Here is an 18,825-nt window from a genome sequence, read left to right as displayed (position 1 = left end):
GGTCGTGGCGACCGACCGCCGCGCTGCCGGTATCGGCGAAAACGGCCGTCGATTCGTCGCAGGCGAACAGCACGCGGCGATCGTTTCGTTCAAGCCGCCACAGGCACTCCGGCGCCATGCTCACCCCATGCACGCTAGCGCAGCGATTCTGCTCGGCCTGTTCCTCATCGGCTGCGGCATCGCCCACTTCTCGGCCCCCGCGTACTTCGCCAACCTGGTCCCCGCATGGTTGCCGTGGCCGAGACAACTCGTCGCGGTGTCCGGCATCGTCGAGGTCACCCTGGGCACGATGATCATCGTGCCGGCCACCCGCACCCCCGGCAGTTGGCTTGCCGCGGCGATGCTCGCGGCCTATCTGCTGCTGTGGCTGGACCGGCTACGCAGCGGCACCGGCGGCCGGGCCGCGGCAGCCGCAGGCGTGGCGGTCAACGCGGCGTATCTGGGGTGGGGCGGGTACGTCGCGATGGCCGGCGGATGAGTGTCGCGCCGCCGGATCAGAGGCAGTGCCTCGGTTGGGTGCCCGCCAGCGACTGGAGGAAGAACACGATCGGATCGACCTTGCCGACACACGAGGGCGGAATCTCGGCGGAGCCGGTGCTCACCGGCTGGGCTTCGGCGGCGGCAAGGCTCGGGCTCGCCAGCTGAGCCGGGACGAGGACGGCTGCCGTCACGGCGACGGCGGCGATTGTTCGATGCATGGTTGTCTCTTTCGCTCACCCGACCTGGCTATATCCGGGAATGCTATCGAGGCATCGGCCGGGCGCCCAGACGTCGATTCCCTGGGCGCCGCGCCTGCGTTCGGCGGCCGAGTGGCCAGAAGGGGCAGCGCCCCGATCAGGAGAAGTCCGCTGCGGTGATGCCGTCGGGGTGGCCGGGCGGCCATTCGACCAATTCGATGCGATAGCCGTCCGGGTCGGTGAGCCATGACGTCATCGGGCCGTGAGCACCGCCAGGATGCTGGATGGGTCCGGGCTTGAGGCCGGCGTCGGTCAGCCGCGCCAGGGTGGCGGTCATGGAATCCACCTGGATGGCCAGATGGTCGACACCGTTGCCCACCTCGACGCGTCCGTCGCCGGGCCGGTAGACCAGTTCGAGCGAAGCCGCCGGCTCGCCGGGGAACGACAGGATGGCGAGGCAGTCGCCGTCGCCCAGGTCGACCCGGCCCAGCTCCGCGTAGCCGAGGGCGCCGTAGAAATCCAGGGAGCGGTTCAGGTCGGTGACGCGGAACGCGACGAAGAGCGTTTTCATGCGGTCGCCTCGGGCCGGCGTACCCGGAATCGCAGGTGCGTGACGTCTCGGTCGTCGAGCCGCCGGACGAGGTCCAGTTCGATGTGGTCGCCACCGAGGTGATCGAACAGCCTTCGACCCTCCCCGAGCAGCACCGGAACCAGATGGATCTCCATCTCGTCGATGTGCCCGGCTCTCAGGAGCGCTTGCGCCGCGCCCGCCCCGTGAACCAAGACCGCCCGGTCCCCGGCGGCCGCGCGAGCCCGGCGGGCACAGTCCTCGACGTCGGTGACGAACCGTGCGTGGCCGGGCGGCGCGTCCCCGTCATCGGCCCGGTGGGTGAGGACGAAGATCGGTACCCCGTCGTGATGGTCGCCCTGCCAGCGCCCGGCCAGTTCGAAGGTCCGTCGGCCGGAGATCACCGCGCCGGTCGCCAGCGCCTCGCGATACACCTGCCCGCTGGGACCGTCGGAATTGCGGTCGTCGAGCCAGTTGAACAGCCGCCCGCCCCTGCGCCCGAGCTCCTGTCCGGGCCGATCGTCGGGCCCGGCGATGTATCCGTCGAGCGACATCGACATGTACAGCCGAATCGGATTGCCCACACCGGTCTCCCTCTATCGTCCATGGCATCGGATGCTCCCGCTTCGCACGCCGCGGAAGTGTCACAGTGAAGACTCCGCGCAGCGGGCAAACTCATCGGGCAGATGCGGAAGAGCCGGCGCGCCGCGCGAGCCCGCGGCGTCCAGGGCCTGGCGCCTGCGCAGACGCGAACAGCCACAACAGGTCCAGCGTCCCGGCAATCAGCCGACAGTCAGGACCGAGCCTCGCGGCACACCACGTCGCGAGGCTCGGTCCTCGATCCGTTACGCGGGCGAGGCGGCGAGTTCGCGTACCGCGGTCTCGATGAGATCGACGATGTCGCCCGGACGCGAGGCCAGCGAGGCGTGCCCGGCGTCGAGCTCGATGATGGCGCGCGGATTCATCCGCTGCGCCATGCGGCGCTCATTGTCGGGGTTGATCATGCGGTCCTGTGTGGACACCTGGTACCAGCTGGGTTTGACCTTCCACGCGGGAGCGGTGACGGCGTCACCGAAGGTCGAGGCGACCGGCGCCTTCTGGGTGACCGCCATGACCAGAGCCTCGTCCTCCGGCAGATCCTGCGCGAAGCTCTCACGGAACTTGTCCTGCGCTATCCATAGATAGCCGTCGGAGTCGGGAGCGATGTTGTCGAAAGCGGCGGGCGGCAGCTGTTCGCTGATCTGACCGGGACTCTCCCCGGCATCGGGTGCGAAGGCCGCGACGTAGACCAGGCCGACCACATTGGGCCGGTCACCCGCCTCGGTGATCACCGCACCTCCATAGGAGTGGCCGACCAACAGCACCGGGCCGTCGACCTGGTCGATCATCTGCCGGGTGCGCGCGGCGTCGTCGGCGAGTGAGGTGAGTGGGTTCTCCACCGCACGCAGTTTGCTGTAGCCGCGCTTGTGCAGCTCGACGATGACCTTGGCCCAATGGGCCGCCCCGCCCCAGAATCCATGCACCAGAACGATCGTCGGATGTGAAGTCATAGTTTCGCCTTGTCGGTTCGTCGGGGATACCTGTCGGCCGGGCTCGCCCATAGCCCGACCCGTGAAGCCAGAACGACTGCCGTGGGCGTCACCCACACTAGCTGGGGAAATGCGCAGAAACCACGGCTGACCCGGCCCTACGCCGGTGTCGGGTGCCAGGCGATTGCCACTCGCTGCGGCCCACCGGAATTGACCGGCGCAGCGCCTGGTCTGATAAGCTCGCGGACGCGCGAACGCGCACGCCGATGTAGTTCAATGGTAGAACTTCTGCTTCCCAAGCAGACAGCGCGGGTTCGATTCCCGTCATCGGCTCCACGATCACCACATGGCAGATTCGCCGGCCATCTGGGTCATCACCCTTTGCTGCCGGTCCATCCTTTCGTTTCGGCCGACCTGTGTTGTGTAGTCATGCCACCTGCGTGCCACTGGTCCCCGGATCAGACGTCCTGCGCGGTGGCGTCGAGATGAACCCGGAGCAAGGCGGCGGCGCGGTCTTCATCGGCTGTTTACCTTGATGTTCGGAACTGTTGTTCTCGGCGTCGTGGGCGACCGAAATCATTCGCGTGTCAGCTAGCTTTCACAGAAAGCCGGACATGAGTGCGCGACGTCCACCTTGGTCCTTTGTTTTCCCGCTGTACCCGGTGGTCGCCGACCGTGCCGAGCGCTGATACCGCAGAGGCCGCGCGGCGCGGCGATCTGATCGGTCCCGACCTGTTGGATCGAATGAGCGATCCGAGTCGGCTGCCGAAGCTGCTGCGCGATTGGGTGCTCGCCACGCGGCGGCGGCGCCGGGTGGCGTGGCTGATCGCGGTGCTGTTCATGCTGTTCGTCTTCCCCGGCGCGCTCGGAGCGGTGGCATCGGCGCAGGCCGGATCGAGCGGAGCCGCAATCGACGGCGTCAGCTGGATGGGTGTGCGGGATTCGTCAGGGGTGCCACTGGCGAACTATGTCTTCGCCACCGGGCACGGGGGGCCCCTGGACCCGGGCACGACCACGCTGTGGGCCGTGCTCGGGCTGCTGTTCATGGGATACATGACCGTGGTGACGGCGGCGATCTGGCTGGTCGGTTACGCCCTCAGCTTCCAATGGCTGGACCGCTTCGCCGCAGCGTGGACGGGCATCGCCGACGCGCTGACCGGCCAGATCGCCACCCCGATCGTCCTGTTGACCGCGGCAACGATCGGGTCGGTGTGTGTCGCCTTGTTCGTGGCCCGCGGCTACCACGCCAAGGCCGCGGTGCAGGTGGTGACGATGCTCGGGGTAGCAGTGATCGGACCGGTTTTCCTCGCCGAACCGCTGGGGGACGTGCTGTCCTCGCACGGGCTGCTCGCCCAGGGACGCGATGTCGGGATATCGGTGGCTGCCGGCGTCAATGGCAACAATGATCCGGATCCGGCCCGGCTGGTGGCGGGCATCCAATCGGAGATGGCCGACAACTTCGCCCGGAAACCGGTGCAGGTGTGGAACTTCGGGCACGTCGTCGACGACCGGCCGTCGTGCCGTCACGGCTGGACGACGGCGGTGCTGGCGGGCGATGACGACCGGGTGCGCGATAGCATGCGCGCCTGCGGAGATGCCGATGCCCTGGCGAAGGCGGGCAGTCCGAGCCTCGGCCAGGTCGGCACCGGATTGATCCTGCTCGCCTGTGCGGTCCTGCTGCTGTTGTTCGCCGCTTATCTGGCGATCAAGGTGATCAAGGCGGCGATGGGCACGATCTACCACGCATTCATGTCGATCTTCGGTTTCGCCGCAGGCGGATTCGTGTACGGACCGACCCAGACGTTCCTCGTCCGCAATATCGTCGACGGCCTCGTCGCAGCGGCGCGGATGACCGCGTTCACCATCTTCCTCGGCATCTATGTGCTGTTCCTCGGCAATGTGTTCGATCAGGCCAAGGGCCAGGTCGTTGCGGTCATGGTCATCGCATGTGTGGTGGAGGTGGCCGCCATCGCACAGTTGCGGCGGCTGTCGGCCGGCCTGGATCGAGGCAACGATTGGATCGCAGGCCGGGTCGCCTCCGCGATTCAACGGGGTGGATCGGCGGCGGGCGGGCCGAGCGCGAGCGGCATGAACATGGCGGCTGCGACGAGCGGCTCCTCGGGGTTCGCTGCTGTCGCAGCAGTTTCGGCGTTGGACACGGTGAACAAATCGCCGGCGACGGCGTGGCTGCTCGGTGGCGTTGTGAACCCCCTCAACCCCCGGGCAAGGGGCCTGACCGGTGTCGAGCGGGTCGGCATCCAGACCGCACCGCATCGGCAGGAAGCACATGCCTGGAACGCGATGGCGCGGCAGAACTGGCGGATGAAGGCGTTGTCGGAATCCGAGCGCGGTGGCGGGCTCGGCGACGTGCTCGGTGTGGCGTACGCGTTGAAGGGTTTGGACGACAGTCGCGTACCCGACTGGCACCAGACCGCGGCTCTGCTCGACGCAGGGGCCAGCGACCGGCACGTTACGGAGGTGTTCCGGGTGCGGGCGGCTCAGCAATCGAGCATGTCGCGCAATCCGTTCGGCTTCGAGCCGTTGCAGAAGGCGGTGTCGGCAGCACTGGCGGTCGAGAACCACGTCAGCGATGACGCCCACATGGCCTTCGCCGCCCATGCGGTGGTCCGCGCCGACAGCTTCGCGCGGCACACCAAAAAGCCTCCGCCGGGTGCCGCAATCGACGAAACGTTCGTGGCGCGCGTATTGCGCTCGGCCGATTCCGAATCCGCGATGCGCAGGATAACGCCGGACGAATGGAGAAACGTCAGCCGAGAGACCCGCTGGGCCATCGGGCAGCGGGTATCGCAGACCCACCTCGAAGCCGCCCGCGCCTATTACCGTGATCCAAGCGATCACCATCGCGCCGAACTGTCGGCCTCCGCCCGCCGGATTGCCAATCTCGACCACACCCACCCGGTCGAGGGCCCCGACCCCTGGGACTCCTGAACGCCGTGCGGGCCGACCGCGTCGCGCGGCCGGTGCCGACCGGAACCCCTGCCGCATGAGCGTCGTTATCCTGCCAACAGCGGTCGGAACCGGATCTCAGCCGGACGAGTTGCCTCGGCCGCACGCGCGAAGGTAAGGAAGCACCGAGTACATGAGCACATCCACGCACGCATTCGCCGACGACGCGCTGGGCGAGCTGGACGCGGTGGCGCTCGCTGCGGCGATCCGAGACGAGCAGGTGAGTCGCTCCGAGGTGATCGAGGCCGCCATCGAACGGGCGCAGCGGGTGAACCCGCAGCTCAACGCCATCGAGACCGAATGCTTCGCGCGGGCGCGTGCCGCGCGGGCGACGTCGGGGGTGTTCTCCGGGGTGCCCGCCTTCGTCAAGGACAACACCGACGTCGCTGGGCTGCCCACCTGTCACGGCTCGGCCGCCTTCGTCCCGCGTCCGGCCACCCGCACCAGCGGACCCGGCGCGCAGTTCCTGCATCCGGGCTTCGTCGCGCTCGGCAAGTCGACGTTGCCGGAGTTCGGGCTCACCGCGAGCACCGAGTACGCCGACCGTCCGCCGACTCGCAACCCGTGGAACACCGACTACTCCGCCGGCGCCTCCTCGGGTGGTTCGGCAGCACTCGTCGCGGCGGGCGTGGTGCCGATCGCGCACGCGAACGACGGCGGGGGCTCGATCCGCATCCCGGCCGCCGCCAACGGCCTGGTCGGATTGAAGCCGACGCGGAACCGGCTGCTCGACCAGCCCGGAGCCAGGCAGCTGCCGGTGCACCTGGTGGCCGAAGGTGTGCTGACCCGCTCCGTACGCGATACCGCGCACTATCTGGCGGCCGCCGAACGCTTCCGTACGAATGCGAAACTGCCGCCGATCGGCCTGGTGGAAGGCCCGAGCGAGCGCCGGCTACGCATCGGCGTGATCCGCTACGACGTGCGCGGAGCGGCCGTACACCCCGAGACCGGCGCGGTGCTCGATTCCGCGGTCGCGGTCTTGGCCGGGCTCGGCCATGAGCTGGTGGAGACCAGGCTCGAGGTCGACGAGCAGTTCATCGAGGATTTCAAGCTGTATTGGGCCGCGGTGGCCGCCTTGCTGTCCACCTCGTTCCGGGTCGCGCAGCGCAAGCATTTCGATCCGCGGCTGCGCGACCCCTTCACCAAGGGCCTGGCGGCGCTGGCGACGAGCAGGCCGCTGAGCGTCGCGCGGGCGGTGCGCAGGCTGCGCGCGGCACCGGCGATCTACGACCGGCATTTCACCGAGGTGGATGTCCTGCTCACCCCGGTGCTCTCGCATCCGGCGCCGCTGATCGGCGATCATTCACCGAACCTGCCCTTCGACGAACTGTTCGCCAAGCTCGTCGACTACGTCGGGTTCACCCCGCTCAACAACGTCGGCGGTGGGCCCGCCGTGTCTTTGCCGCACGGGCGCATGTCGGCGAACCTGCCCGGCTCGATTCAGCTGTCCTCCCGGCGCGGCGCCGAGCGCACCTTGCTGGATCTGGCCTACCAGTTCGAGGCGGCCAGCCCGTTCCCGCGGATCACCGACGTACCCACCGCCCGCGAACAGAACGCGAGCTGAGCGCGACGGCTCGACTGCGCCGGGCGGCCGGGGCCATCGGAAGCCGCGCCCGGCACCCGCGCCTCGATCCGGACGAAACCAGCAGGACCTACGCGCTGAACCAGCGTGGGGTCACTTCGCCGCCCAGACCCCGAGCTCGTTGCCACTCGGATCGGTGAAATGGAACCGCCGCCCGCCGGGGAACTCGTACGGCCCGTTCACGACGCTCCCGCCCGCCGCCTCGACCGCCCGCACCGAGCCGTCCAAGTCGTCGGAGTACAGCAGCACCAGCGGCCCGCCCTGACGCGCCTGTTCGGCCAGCGCCAGCCCGCCGACCTCGGGTTTTTCCGGCCCGTCCGGGTTGCGGATCCCGGCATAGGCAGGGCCGTAGTCATTGAACTGCCAGCCGAACGCCTCGGTGTAGAAGCGTGTGGCGGCCGCCAGGTCGGTGACCGTGATTTCGATGTAATCGATGGCGTGGTGGCGGTGGCCGCCTGCGTCGGATTCGGACATGGGCCGATGATGCACCAGGGGTACGACAACTTGCCGGTCACCGGCCGCCGACGGCCTGGCAATCTGCTCGTTCCGGTGCTGCTTTACGCTCGTGCGCGTGCTGCTTTCCGATCGTGACATCCGCGCGGAGATCGCCGGTGGGCGTCTCGGGCTCGAGCCGTTCCAGGAAAATCTGATCCAGCCGTCGAGCATCGACGTGCGCCTGGACGGGATGTTCCGGGTCTTCAACAACACCCGATACACCCATATCGACCCGGCTCAGCGGCAGGACGAGCTGACCAGCCTGGTCGAGCCCGCGCCGGGTGAGCCGTTCGTGCTGCATCCGGGTGAGTTCGTGCTCGGCTCCACCCTGGAGGTGTGCACCCTGCCCGACGATCTGGCCGGTCGCTTGGAGGGTAAGTCGAGTCTGGGCCGGCTCGGCCTGCTCACCCATTCCACCGCCGGGTTCATCGATCCAGGGTTCAGCGGCCACATCACGCTGGAGCTGTCGAACGTGGCGAACCTGCCGATCACCCTGTGGCCGGGCATGAAGATCGGCCAGCTGTGCCTGTTCCGCTTGACCAGCCCGGCGGAGAACCCCTACGGCAGCGCCGCCACCGGCTCCAAGTACCAGGGGCAGCGGGGCCCGACGCCGTCGAAGGCGTACCTGAACTTCCCGCTGCCCAGCCTGGACCGCTGACATCCGCCCCCGCTCGACCCGGCGCACAGCTTCCTCGTCTATGCGCTCGGGCCGAGCGGCCGCGACGATCAGTCCGGCCGATCCGAACCGACCGCGAGGGCGGCGGTGACGATCGTCGACAACGGCGGCAGCGGCGTGCCCCGCTCGGGCGGTTCGATCCAGTGACAGCCTTCTCTGGTCCAGCGACCCAGACCGGTGGGCAGCATGACGGCACTGCCCACAGCGGGTATGCCGATGTCGAGGCGGTTGAGCACCTCCATGATCTGCGCGCCCGGCCTGCTGTCCGGGGTGGCCAGAAAGCTCCAGCGGATCTGCCTGGCCAGCATGGGAACTCGTACGCCCTGCTGTTGCAACGCCGCCTGGACCTTCTCGGCCCGCCAGGTGGGTAGATGAATCACGCAGGCTCTCGCGGTGATCGGTAGCATCACGAACCCGCCGCGTTCGGTGACCACCAGCCCGAATTCGTGCCGGTAGAAGGCCGCCCAATCGTCGATCGTCCTCAGTTTTTCCACGTTCATCGCGTAGCCCCCTGGCCCGCTGACGCCGGGCCGGTCGGAGTCGGATTCGCCACCGATTCCAGGCTCGCGGTGATCCCCGGCGCGCCACAAGCGCCTACACGCCGGCGTTCCACTGCCCTTGCGCTGCCAGTTATTCGGGCCGAAAAGGCATGTGGCAGCGCTCACAATTTGCTCGTAACCTGTGGAGGACGTTTCGTTCGAAGGGAAGACAACGTGGTCCGGCAGTGGTCAGGGAAGGAGACCCGGGCGCTGCGCGACGCCATGCGGATGAGTATCCGGGAGTTTGCCGCCCATTTGGGGGTGCATCAGCGCCTGGTATCCAAATGGGAAGCGGGCGGCAGCCGGGTGCATCCGCGACCGGTGAACCAGGCCGCGCTCGATACCTCCCTGGCCAGGTCCGACGATGTGGTGCGGGCACGGTTCGCGGAGCTGATCAGTCAGCCCGCCACACCGCGATTCGACGCGCGAGCCGGCGACTCGGCGCACAGCAGTTATTCCAGCGACGCGGAACTCTTGGACCTCATAGACGCCGGCGCGGTGAGAGGCGATGCGTTAGCAGCGATTTCGGAGAGGGATCTGATAATGGCGGCTGCCCACGAGGCCAGTGCACACGCGAGCCGGGCCGAGAGCACCAATATCGGCGCGATGACATTGGAACAGCTCGACGCCGACGTCACCCGAATCGCCAACGACTACGTGCATATTCCGCCGGTCCCGATGATGGTGGAGATGCTGCGGGTGCGGCGGCGGGTGTATCGGTTGCTGGAGGGGCAGCAGCGTCCCGCCGATACCAGTCACCTGTATCTGCTCGCGGGTAGCTTGTCCGGGTTGCTCGCCAATGCCAGCACCGATCTCGGCCATTACGATGCCGCCGCCGAACAGATCCGCGCCGCCCGTGCCTACGCCGAATTATGTGGGCACAACGGATTACGCGCGTGGACCCGCGGCATGCACGCGCTCATCGAGTACTGGTCGGAGCGGCCGCGCCGAGCGGTCGAGCTGGCCCAGAGCGGATTGGAATTCGCCGATTCGGCGACCGCGCGAGTGCGTCTGAGCAATATCGAGGCCAGGATCTGGTCGAAGATCGGCAGTGCCGCCGACACCGAGCGCTGCCTGCGCGCGGCCACCGACGCCCGCGACGGCTCCGGATCGGACACCCTGCACGACGGCATCGGCGGTGTCTTCGGATTCCCCGACGCCAAGGCGCAGTACTACGCCGGCGCCACCTACATCCATCTCGGTATGGCCGAACCCGCCCTCGCCGCGACCGGGCAGGCGATCGAGCTGTATTCCACCGGTCCGGCCTGGCAGCGCTCCTACGGCGCCGAGGCTCTCGCACGGGTGGATTCGGCGGCCGCGCATCTGATCAACGGCAGCCTCGATGGCGCGACCGAGGCCCTGCATCCGGTGCTCGGCCTGTCCGAGGACAAACGCATCGCCCAGCTCGAGGAACGGCTGACCGGCGTCCGACGCCGTCTCGCCGCCCCCGCCTTCGACGGCGCCACCGAGGCCGCCGCGCTCGATGAGCGCATCGAGGAGTTCTGCGGCACCACCGCCGCCAACGGGCTCGCGCCGGGTTCTCCCGGGTGAGCGCTGCTACTTCGGCTGGGTGGGCTCCATCCCGGCGCACAGCCATCGCCCGTCCTCGACCTGTTCCATCGTCACCGTGAATTCCTGACGAACCGTCTGGGGAGGCTCGAAGGCTTTTGTCACGGTGTGCGCGGAATGAACCTTCACCTCGGCGCGCTTGTCATCGCCGGATTGATAAGTGCACTGGACGTCATCGCTGGTCGACGACATCTGTGTCACGACGATGAAGTCGCGCACCTTGGGGAAGCCGCTGTCGAAGCCGGTTTTGTACTCTCCGGTCGAGGCGGCGTCGATGGCCCGCTCGTAGGAATTCAGATCGCGATAGTCGTAGGTGGACATCAGTGCAGCGAAATCGCACGCCGCCTGCTGTGCCGCCGCTCGCGTAGCCTGCGACCGCTGCTCGGTCCGCGTCGGCTGGGTGTGCGTCGGCTGGGCGTGCTCGGCAGCCGGTGAGTCGCCGATCGCTACACCGATCGCCACCCCGGCACCGCCGATCACCAGCACCGCCGCGACCGCCGCGGCGCTGATCAGGGCGATCCGGCGACGGCTGGGCCCAGGAGTCGGGGATGATGGCTGCGGCCCGGCGAAGCCTGGGTATGGCATCGGCGCGCCAAGATGCATCGGTCCGCCTTGCCCGCCCGGTCCGCCTGATTCGACAGGCCGGCCCGGTCCGCCTGTCCGGCCTGGTCCGCTCGGCTCGCCTGGCTGACCCGGCCCATGCGTCTCGCCTGGCTGATCCGGCCCGACCGCCCCACCGTTTCCGCTGTCCACACCGGTCTCCTCCACCCGCAGTTTCGCCGGTCACCCTACGGGATGGCGGGGCGGGGAGTCGGAGGAGCAAATACCGAGGATGGCACCATGGAGCGGTGAGCACTGGTCATCATCATCGCCCGCCGCGTGTGCTGGAGCAATCCACCAAGTTGCAGGACGTCGTCTACGAGATCCGTGGACCGGTACTCGCGCATGCGGCACGGCTGGAGGCCGAGGGGCATCGCATCCTCAAGCTCAACATCGGCAACCCGGCCCCGTTCGGGTTCGAGGCCCCCGATGTGATCATGCGCGACATCATCGCTGCGCTGCCCTACGCCCAGGGCTACTCCGAATCGAAGGGCATCCTGTCGGCTCGGCGCGCCATCGTCACCCGCTATGAGCTGGTGCCCGGCTTCCCGGAGCTCGACGTGGACAGCGTCTACCTCGGCAATGGTGTGTCCGAGCTGATCACCATCACCATGCAGGCGCTGCTGAACAACGGCGACGAGGTGCTCATCCCCGCCCCGGACTACCCGCTGTGGACCGCGATGACCAGCCTGGCGGGCGGCACGCCGGTGCATTACCTGTGCGACGAGTCCAACGGCTGGCAGCCCGATATCGCCGACATCGAGTCCAAGATCACCGACAAGACCAAGGCGTTGCTGGTGATCAACCCCAACAACCCGACCGGCGCGGTGTATTCGGCCGAGGTGTTGCAGCAGCTGGTCGACTTGGCGCGCAAACATCAGCTGTTGCTGCTGGCCGATGAGATCTACGACAAGATCCTCTACGACGACGCCAAGCACATCTCGCTGGCGACGCTGGCTCCCGACCTGCTCTGCCTGACCTTCAACGGCCTGTCCAAGGCGTACCGTGTGGCGGGCTACCGATCGGGCTGGCTGGCGATCACCGGCCCGAAGGAGCATGCGGCCGGTTTCATCGAGGGCATCGACCTGCTGGCCTCGTCCCGGTTGTGTCCGAATGTGCCCGCCCAGCACGCCATTCAGGTGGCACTCGGCGGACACCAGAGCATCGAGGATCTGATCCTGCCCGGCGGCAGGCTGTTGGAACAACGCGATGTGGCCTGGGAGCGGCTGAACATGATCCCCGGCGTCTCGTGCGTCAAGCCGAAGGGCGCGCTGTACGCGTTCCCGCGGCTGGACCCGAACGTCTACGAGATCCACGATGACGCCAAGCTCATCCTCGACCTGCTGTTGCAGGAGAAGATCCTGATGGTGCAGGGCACCGGCTTCAACTGGCCCAACCACGACCACCTGCGGATCGTCACCCTGCCGTGGGCCCGTGACCTGGCCGTCGCGATCGAGCGTTTCGGCAACTTCCTGTCCAGCTACCGCCAGTAGTCCAGCACCGTCAACGGGTCCAGACCCTGGTTCCTCGGGTGAAAACAGACTTCATGTTCGAGTAATCGAGGTTTTTGGAGACTTACTAGCGCAAAACAAGTTCTTTTGTGTACAGTAGGCATCGGCGCTTTCGAGCGCCCGGTCGGGTTGTCTACCCCCCCTGGACAAGCCGACCTTGTGGGTCAGGCTGCCTACCCCCCTGGGCGCCACCCTGCGGCCGGCGGAGACATCCCCCTGCTCTCCGCCGGCTTGCCCGCCTCCCCGAGATTTTTGACCAGACTCAGGCGCGGGGTTCTTTGCGTTGGCGAGTGGCGGTTAGGCATTGGGCCGAGTTAGCCCGTACCCGGTGAGTTACCCGGATCTTGCGAAATCAGTTGGTGCGGTGGGAAAAGACCAGCCTGGGCAGTTTTGGCCTGCTCCCGCTGCGTTTTGAAAATCAGGTCCATTAAGCTCGGCGCGTGAGCGACCACCATCACCATCATGATCACTCGGGGCCGATTGCTATCGGGGCTACCGCTGCGCGGGTCGTTGTCGGGTTACTAGCGGTCATCGGGGTGGTCGTGGTGATCGCCACCATCGCGTTGTGGCCCAGTGAGCAGCAGGTCGATATTCCGCTGCCGATGCAGAACGCCGGGGGTGGGGCGGTGCAGACGGAGGCGGGGACGGTGGTGTTGCAGGATATGGGGGCCTGCGGTAGTCCGTCGCTCGGCAAGGTGTTCGCGGACAAGCCGGATCCGCCCGCCACCAATGCCTACACCTGCCAGCGCAGTCTGATCGCCATCGAATCCGGGCCGCACGAGGGCAACCACACGCTGCTCGAGATTGCGCCGGGGCCGGGGCAACCGGAATTGAAGGCGGGCGACCACATTCGGATCGTCCGGCAGACCGCCCCCGACGGGACCCCGCTCTACTCCTTCGACGACTACGCGCGCGGACTGCCGCTGACGCTGATCGCGCTGGCCTTCGTCGTGGTGATCATCGCGGTCGCGCGCTGGCGCGGACTGCGCGCACTGCTCGGGCTCGGATTCGCGTTCGGCGTGCTGGTGATGTTCATGCTGCCGGCCCTGCTGGACGGCAAACCGGCCATCCCGGTCGCGCTGGTCGCGGGCTCGCTGATCCTGTACGCGGTGCTCTATCTGGCACACGGCGTGAACTTGCGGACCAGTTCGGCGCTACTCGGGACGTTGACCTCGATGGTGCTGGCGGCGGTGCTGTCCTGGATCGCGATCGGCGTCACCGATCTGACGGGACTTTCCGAAGAACAGAACACCAACGTCGCCACCTACCTCGAACACGTCAGCATCACCGGGCTGCTGCTGGCCGGCTTCATCATCGGTTCGCTCGGTGTGCTCAACGACGTCACCATCACCCAGGCCTCGGCCGCCTTCGAACTGGCGGCGCTGGACGAGGGCGCCACGCGCCGTGAGATCTTCGCCGCCGCCATGCGCGTCGGTCGCGATCACATCGCCAGCACCGTCTACACCCTGGTGCTCGCCTACGCCGGTGGCGCGCTGCCGCTGCTGCTGCTGTTCAGCGTCGCCGGACGGGAGATCCGCGATGTGCTGGTCGGTGACGCCGTCGCGATCGAGATCGCCAGGTCGGCCGTCGGCGGCATCGCCCTGGCGTTGTCCGTGCCGTTGACCACCGGTATCGCCGTGCTGCTCGCCCGCCCGTTCGGGTCGGCGAAGGCCGCACCGCCGGTGACCAACCGGCCGCGGCACGCGAAGGCCTGATACTTCGCGGCGCTGCTCGCGCGGGTCGTTCGAACTCCGCGCCGCGGGTCGCCAACCGGCGGCGCGGGGCCGCTCAGCGCGGTGGCGGTGGGGGGAACAGCGGCGGGATGGTCGGCACGATGATGGGCGGCAGTCCGGGAACCACCACGATGGTGTTGGGGCCGACGGTGGTGGGAGCGGGCTCGTCCGTCCGCTGACGCTGCGGCGGCGGCTCGGCGATCGCCTCCTCGGCCTCGGTCGTCGTCGGCGCCGCGGTCTGCGGATGCGGGGCGCTTGCGCGTGCGGGTGTGGTCGGCAGCGGAGAGGTGTTGCCCTCGCTGGTGTGCGAATCCCGCTCCAGCACCTGCGGACCGTAACCGAGCCCGAGACCGATCGCGGCCACCACGGCCAGCGCGCTCACCGTCAACACGGCACCGCTGATCTCACGTCGCCCGCGCCGGCGTTCGGTGGGCGCCGACAGCCACGACGGCGCCAGCTCATCGTCATCGAAGGCCGGCGCCGGAGCCGGCCGTGCCGGTGCGGCGACCGGACGCGGCGCCCGCACCGCGCGGGCCAGCAGCGCGGCACCGCGAGCCGCCACCGTCTCCGGATCCTCCGGCACCACGACCGGCAGCCCGAGCGAATGCTCCAAAACCCGCGCGACCAGCGGAATCCGGGCCCCGCCGCCGACTACGAGCACGCCGTTGACGGGCATACCGGAGCGCATCACCACCTCGCGCGTCATCCGCGCGGACGATTCCACCGCGAGCGTGATCAGCGCTTCGAAGTTCTCCTGCGCCAGCAGCACCAGGCCCTGCTCGCTGGGCAACGCCACCGCGGTATTGCTCGACAGCTGTTCCTTGGCCTGCCTGCACAGCGCGTCCAGCTGCGCCAGACCGGACGGGTCGTGCGGGTGCGCGATGCGGCCGGAGGCGATCTGTTGTTCGCGGATCAGCGAATCGATGTATTCGCCGCTGATATCGGAGGTGCGTTCGGTGTGACGGACCTGTCTGGTCTCGACGTCGACGATGCTCACCGACAGCCCCGAGCTACCGAGGTCGTAGACGACCAGCATGGACGCGCCGCGGATATCGCCGCTGCGCTCGGCGAATTCGACGATCGCGTTGAGTTCGGGAACCAGCTCGTAGTTGGTCACCTGCTGTTTGGCCATGGCCGCGCGGATCGCCCTCGCCTGCTGATCGGTGCGGTAGGCGATGGCGGTGGCGGCGATATCGGGCGATGTCTCCAGCGTCACCCCGACGGCTTGAGCGGCGAGTTCGGCCGGGTCCTGCTCGGCCACCGGGACGGTCTGGAGGTCGAAGGACTGCGCGGCCGGATGCTCGTGCTGGTGCCCGGTGTGGGGGCGGGCCAGCCGAACGGCGCAGGCCCCCACCGCAACTCCCAGTACCGAACCCATCAGCTGCTCATCTTCCCGCTCCACGACATGTGAGCCCCGCACATCTACACGCGGCGGCTCGTCCCCGAACCCTACCGACCGAGATCTGTGGAGTTCGCGGCAGTGCTGGCCGTTTACCTGATGGCCCCCGCCTCGACTGGCAACTCTACGGTGTGCCGAGCCCCGCGTACACCCATCCGGCCTCCCGCCAGGTGGCCGGTAGGAGACAGTTGCGGCCGTCGATGATGGAGCGCGCGCGCACCACCGGATCCAGGTCGTGCGGGCGCAGCGCGGTGAATTCGGACCATTCGGTCAGTACCAGTACCACGTCGGCGCGATCGCAGGCCTCGGCGACCGAGGTGGCGTAGTTCAACGTCGGGAACACCCGGCGCGAATTCTCCAGCGCCTTCGGGTCGTACACGGTGACCACCGCACCGTGCAGCTGCATCATTCCGGCGACGTTGAGCGCGGGTGAATCGCGCACATCGTCGGATTCGGGTTTGAAGGCCGCGCCGAGTACCGCGACATTCGCACCGAGCAGCGATCCACCGCAGGCCTTGGTGGCCATATCCACCATCTTGGTGCGGCGGCGCATATTGATGTTGTCGACCTCGCGCAGGAAGGTCAGCGCGTGGTCGGCGCCGAGCTCACCGGCGCGCGCCATGAAGGCCCTGATGTCTTTGGGCAGACATCCGCCGCCGAATCCGAGGCCGGCATTGAGGAAGCGGCGGCCGATGCGGGCGTCGTAGCCGAGGGCGTCGGCCAGCACGGTGACGTCGGCGCCGGTCGCCTCGCACACCTCCGAGACCGCGTTGATGAACGAGATCTTGGTGGCCAGAAAGGCGTTCGCCGACACCTTCACCAGCTCGGCGGTGGCCAGGTCGGTCAGCAGGAACGGGATGTCGGCGGCGATCAGGTCGGCGTAGATCTCGCGCAGCAGTCGTTCCACCCACGCCGACTCGGCGCGGTCGCGGTCGACGCCGAGCACCAGCCGGTCCGGCCGCAGCGTGTCCTGCACCGCGAAGCCCTCGCGCAGGAACTCCGGGTTCCATGCCACTTCGACATCGGCGGAGGTCAAAGCCCTCGCGCGAGCGCCGAGTTCGGCGGCGGTGCCGACCGGGACCGTCGACTTGCCGACGATCACCGACGGTCGCTCGAGCATCGGCGCCAGTGCGTCGATCACCGCGTGCACGTATTTCAGGTCGGCGGCGTACTCGCCCTTCTTCTGCGGTGTGCCGACGCCGAGGAAGTGCACGTCGGCATGCGCGGCCGCCTCGGCGTAGGAGGTGGTGAAGCGCAGACGTCCGGCGTCCAGATTGCGGCGCAGCACCGCTTCCAGGCCCGGCTCGTAGAACGGCACCACCCCATCGGAGAGCTTTGCGACCTTGCCCGGATCGACATCCACCCCGATCACGTCGTGCCCGAGTTCGGCCATGCACGCGGCGTGCGTGGCCCCCAGGTACCCGGTTCCGAAGACTGTGCATCGCATGATCGATTGGTAAGCCGTGCCGGTGGCTACTCCGCCACACCGAGGCAAGAGTCCGGGCAACAGTAGATGTACAGGGAGTGGAAACTCGCCTGACCTGCGGGTTAGGCCCTCGTTGGGGGTTTGGTTCCAGAAGCCGCCTTGGCGGGTCGAGTTCCGGTCAGTCCGCCAGGGCAGCCGGTGGTTCCGATTCGTATGCCGCGTGCAGCACGCCGACCAGCTCCGCGGAACCACCGAGCACGGTCTCGCCGATCCGGTTCACCGCGATGCCCGGTGTCCACGAGTTGAGCACCACCGCGCCGCCGAAGCCGGGCACGTCCGTGGGGCGGATCGGCTGCGTGCGCTGCGGTATCCCGGCCGCGTGCAGCCGGCGGCGGACGACGCCCATCATGGTGCCGGTGAGCACGGCCGCCTCCGGCCAGACGACGGTGTCCCCGTCCCAGAACGCCAGGTTCCAGATCGAGGCCTCGGACAGGCGGCCCTTCCGGTCGACGAAGGCGGCGTCATCGAATCCCGCCGCACGTGCGCGGCGCATATAGTAGGTCTTGGCGCCCTCACCGACGTGCTTGATCTCGGGCATGAACCGTTCGTGTTCGTAGATCGCCAGCGAGAGCGGGCCGCGTGGGCCGTTCGCCGGCGCAGCGGTCCGGATGAGCGTACGCAGTGCCGGCTCGGCGGCGTCGTTGGTGAATTCCCCGGTGGCGTCGAACACTGTGAGGACCAGCGACAGATCGGGCGGCGACGCGGCGACGGCGGTTCGCAGGTCGGCGAGCACCCGCTCGCGTGCGAGTTCGGCGCCGAACAGCGTCCGGGAGGCTCCGGCCAACCGGTCCAGGTGCAGGTCGAGCCCGCGGACGGCGCTGTCGCGTACCTGCATCGCGGTGAAATGCGCGAAGCCGGCGAAGGCGTGCGGAACCAGCGCGCCGGGGTCGGCGGGCTGCCCGTCGAGCAATGTCAGTGCGGGAAATGTGCTCATGGATGCGAAGGTAAGCCTTGATACCGGTATCAAGGTCAAGCCCGCACATCGGGGGAGCGGGCCTTCCGCTCGCCGCGGCGCTCATCAGCGCTGGTGCGCGACCTGGATAGGATCGGCCGATGCGGCGGATCGGCGGGACTGTGCTCGTCGTCGGCGTGCTGCTCGCGATCGTCACGGCCGCGCTGTGGCCGGTGTATGTGCGGCCGCAGACCGAGGAACCCGCACCTGCCGACGCGATTCTGATTCTCGGTGGCGCCCACGACGGGCGTGAGGAATTGGGCCTGACCCTCGCGCGCGACGGTTATGCGCCGCGGGTGCTGGTGTCGAACCCGTACGAGCACAGCGCGCTGGTCAACCGGATCTGTCACGGCGGATACAGCTTCGAAGTGGAATGCTTCGACCCCGATCCACGCACCACTCGCGGCGAGGGCCGTTACCTGGCCCGGCGTGCGCGTGCGGAGGGCTGGACACGTGTCATCGTGGTGACGTTCACGCCGCATATTTCCCGCGCTCGCTACATAATCGGCGAATGCTGGTCCGGCGACCTGCTTTTCGTGGAT

General features: G+C 68.0%; 18 protein-coding genes and 1 tRNA gene. 9 read left to right on the top strand and 10 right to left on the bottom strand.

The window, feature by feature from the left end; translation table 11 throughout:
- The first annotated feature begins 127 nt into the window (after nucleotides 1-127).
- On the top strand, nucleotides 128-478 hold the full coding sequence (locus tag RJ05_RS24565) for a DoxX-related protein (protein WP_036541159.1): 351 nt from the start codon (nucleotides 128-130) through the stop codon (nucleotides 476-478).
- A 16-nt stretch (nucleotides 479-494) separates the two neighbouring features.
- On the opposite strand, the gene RJ05_RS31130 is transcribed toward RJ05_RS24565, so the two are convergent.
- The 4 genes from RJ05_RS31130 to RJ05_RS24550 form a co-directional block, all read right to left on the bottom strand.
- Complete coding sequence (locus RJ05_RS31130) at nucleotides 495-698, bottom strand: hypothetical protein (RefSeq protein WP_104897898.1); 204 nt, start codon at nucleotides 696-698, stop codon at nucleotides 495-497.
- Between the two features lie 136 nt (nucleotides 699-834).
- Entirely contained in the window at nucleotides 835-1,248 is a 414-nt protein-coding gene (locus RJ05_RS24560; protein WP_036541145.1) for a VOC family protein, read from the bottom strand.
- The gene (locus RJ05_RS24555; protein WP_036541144.1) at nucleotides 1,245-1,829 is read right to left on the bottom strand and encodes a dihydrofolate reductase family protein; all 585 of its coding nucleotides are present in this window, start codon (nucleotides 1,827-1,829) and stop codon (nucleotides 1,245-1,247) included. The genes RJ05_RS24560 and RJ05_RS24555 overlap by 4 nt, the downstream gene beginning before the upstream one ends.
- 261 nt (nucleotides 1,830-2,090) lie before the next feature.
- On the bottom strand, nucleotides 2,091-2,795 hold the full coding sequence (locus tag RJ05_RS24550; RefSeq protein WP_036541143.1) for an alpha/beta hydrolase: 705 nt from the start codon (nucleotides 2,793-2,795) through the stop codon (nucleotides 2,091-2,093).
- A gap of 241 nt (nucleotides 2,796-3,036) precedes the next feature.
- Here RJ05_RS24550 and RJ05_RS24545 point away from each other — a divergent pair.
- The 3 genes from RJ05_RS24545 (at nucleotide 3,037) to RJ05_RS24535 (ending at nucleotide 7,305) form a co-directional block, all read left to right on the top strand.
- A tRNA-Gly gene (locus tag RJ05_RS24545) sits at nucleotides 3,037-3,110 on the top strand.
- A gap of 408 nt (nucleotides 3,111-3,518) precedes the next feature.
- Nucleotides 3,519-5,723, top strand: coding sequence for a hypothetical protein (locus RJ05_RS24540; RefSeq protein WP_138445751.1), 2,205 nt, complete (start codon nucleotides 3,519-3,521; stop codon nucleotides 5,721-5,723).
- Nucleotides 5,724-5,874: 151 nt separating this feature from the next.
- Nucleotides 5,875-7,305: an amidase gene (locus RJ05_RS24535; protein WP_036541140.1), complete on the top strand. Its 1,431-nt coding sequence runs from the start codon at nucleotides 5,875-5,877 to the stop codon at nucleotides 7,303-7,305.
- 111 nt (nucleotides 7,306-7,416) lie between these two features.
- Here the strand turns inward: RJ05_RS24535 and RJ05_RS24530 are convergent, their stop codons facing one another.
- Nucleotides 7,417-7,797, bottom strand: a complete 381-nt coding sequence (locus tag RJ05_RS24530) for a VOC family protein (RefSeq protein WP_036541138.1) — start codon at nucleotides 7,795-7,797, stop codon at nucleotides 7,417-7,419.
- Nucleotides 7,798-7,894: 97 nt separating this feature from the next.
- Here RJ05_RS24530 and dcd point away from each other — a divergent pair, with 97 nt between their 5' ends.
- Nucleotides 7,895-8,476 (top strand): dCTP deaminase, encoded by a 582-nt coding sequence (gene dcd, locus RJ05_RS24525; protein ID WP_036541157.1) that lies wholly within the window; start codon nucleotides 7,895-7,897, stop codon nucleotides 8,474-8,476.
- Between the two features lie 68 nt (nucleotides 8,477-8,544).
- Here dcd and RJ05_RS24520 read toward each other — a convergent pair whose 3' ends face one another.
- Nucleotides 8,545-8,994, bottom strand: coding sequence for a hypothetical protein (locus RJ05_RS24520; protein ID WP_036541136.1), 450 nt, complete (start codon nucleotides 8,992-8,994; stop codon nucleotides 8,545-8,547).
- A 213-nt stretch (nucleotides 8,995-9,207) separates the two neighbouring features.
- Between RJ05_RS24520 and RJ05_RS24515 the strand changes: the two genes are divergently transcribed.
- Complete coding sequence (locus tag RJ05_RS24515) at nucleotides 9,208-10,584, top strand: helix-turn-helix domain-containing protein (protein WP_036541134.1); 1,377 nt, start codon at nucleotides 9,208-9,210, stop codon at nucleotides 10,582-10,584.
- Nucleotides 10,585-10,590: 6 nt separating this feature from the next.
- Here RJ05_RS24515 and RJ05_RS31125 read toward each other — a convergent pair whose 3' ends face one another.
- A complete protein-coding gene (locus tag RJ05_RS31125) occupies nucleotides 10,591-11,088 on the bottom strand; it encodes a hypothetical protein (protein ID WP_156090855.1) in 498 nt (165 codons plus the stop codon).
- A gap of 362 nt (nucleotides 11,089-11,450) precedes the next feature.
- Here RJ05_RS31125 and RJ05_RS24505 point away from each other — a divergent pair, with 362 nt between their 5' ends.
- Nucleotides 11,451-12,695 (top strand): pyridoxal phosphate-dependent aminotransferase, encoded by a 1,245-nt coding sequence (locus tag RJ05_RS24505; protein WP_036541129.1) that lies wholly within the window; start codon nucleotides 11,451-11,453, stop codon nucleotides 12,693-12,695.
- Between the two features lie 458 nt (nucleotides 12,696-13,153).
- Nucleotides 13,154-14,428: a YibE/F family protein gene (locus tag RJ05_RS24500; RefSeq protein WP_036541127.1), complete on the top strand. Its 1,275-nt coding sequence runs from the start codon at nucleotides 13,154-13,156 to the stop codon at nucleotides 14,426-14,428.
- Nucleotides 14,429-14,501: 73 nt separating this feature from the next.
- Here RJ05_RS24500 and RJ05_RS24495 read toward each other — a convergent pair whose 3' ends face one another.
- The 3 genes from RJ05_RS24495 to RJ05_RS24485 all read right to left on the bottom strand — a co-directional run bounded on the left by RJ05_RS24495 (nucleotide 14,502) and on the right by RJ05_RS24485 (nucleotide 18,265).
- Complete coding sequence (locus tag RJ05_RS24495; protein WP_036541154.1) at nucleotides 14,502-15,824, bottom strand: DUF7159 family protein; 1,323 nt, start codon at nucleotides 15,822-15,824, stop codon at nucleotides 14,502-14,504.
- Nucleotides 15,825-15,969: 145 nt separating this feature from the next.
- Complete coding sequence (locus RJ05_RS24490) at nucleotides 15,970-17,292, bottom strand: UDP-glucose dehydrogenase family protein (RefSeq protein ID WP_036541125.1); 1,323 nt, start codon at nucleotides 17,290-17,292, stop codon at nucleotides 15,970-15,972.
- 157 nt (nucleotides 17,293-17,449) lie between these two features.
- Nucleotides 17,450-18,265 carry an aminotransferase class IV family protein gene (locus RJ05_RS24485; protein ID WP_036541123.1) on the bottom strand — a complete coding sequence of 272 codons (816 nt, stop codon included), beginning with the start codon at nucleotides 18,263-18,265 and terminating at the stop codon, nucleotides 17,450-17,452.
- 119 nt (nucleotides 18,266-18,384) lie between these two features.
- Between RJ05_RS24485 and RJ05_RS24480 the strand changes: the two genes are divergently transcribed.
- Nucleotides 18,385-18,825: YdcF family protein (locus RJ05_RS24480; RefSeq protein ID WP_036541151.1), on the top strand; the 441-nt coding region annotated here is incomplete at its 3' end.

It is taken from the genome of Nocardia cyriacigeorgica NBRC 100375 (assembly GCF_000308555.1).
GTDB lineage: Bacteria > Actinomycetota > Actinomycetes > Mycobacteriales > Mycobacteriaceae > Nocardia > Nocardia cyriacigeorgica.
This window is presented reverse-complemented; position numbering and strand designations above follow the sequence as displayed.

Coding starts and splice junctions, on each gene's coding strand:
- RJ05_RS24565 (WP_036541159.1), top strand. CDS start 128: ATGCACGCTAGCGCAGCGATTCTGCTCGGCCTGTTCCTCATCGGCTGC.
- RJ05_RS31130 (WP_104897898.1), bottom strand. CDS start 698: ATGCATCGAACAATCGCCGCCGTCGCCGTGACGGCAGCCGTCCTCGTC.
- RJ05_RS24560 (WP_036541145.1), bottom strand. CDS start 1,248: ATGAAAACGCTCTTCGTCGCGTTCCGCGTCACCGACCTGAACCGCTCC.
- RJ05_RS24550 (WP_036541143.1), bottom strand. CDS start 2,795: ATGACTTCACATCCGACGATCGTTCTGGTGCATGGATTCTGGGGCGGG.
- RJ05_RS24540 (WP_138445751.1), top strand. CDS start 3,519: ATGAGCGATCCGAGTCGGCTGCCGAAGCTGCTGCGCGATTGGGTGCTC.
- RJ05_RS24535 (WP_036541140.1), top strand. CDS start 5,875: ATGAGCACATCCACGCACGCATTCGCCGACGACGCGCTGGGCGAGCTG.
- RJ05_RS24530 (WP_036541138.1), bottom strand. CDS start 7,797: ATGTCCGAATCCGACGCAGGCGGCCACCGCCACCACGCCATCGATTAC.
- RJ05_RS24520 (WP_036541136.1), bottom strand. CDS start 8,994: ATGAACGTGGAAAAACTGAGGACGATCGACGATTGGGCGGCCTTCTAC.
- RJ05_RS24495 (WP_036541154.1), bottom strand. CDS start 15,824: ATGGGTTCGGTACTGGGAGTTGCGGTGGGGGCCTGCGCCGTTCGGCTG.
- RJ05_RS24490 (WP_036541125.1), bottom strand. CDS start 17,292: ATGCGATGCACAGTCTTCGGAACCGGGTACCTGGGGGCCACGCACGCC.
- RJ05_RS24485 (WP_036541123.1), bottom strand. CDS start 18,265: ATGAGCACATTTCCCGCACTGACATTGCTCGACGGGCAGCCCGCCGAC.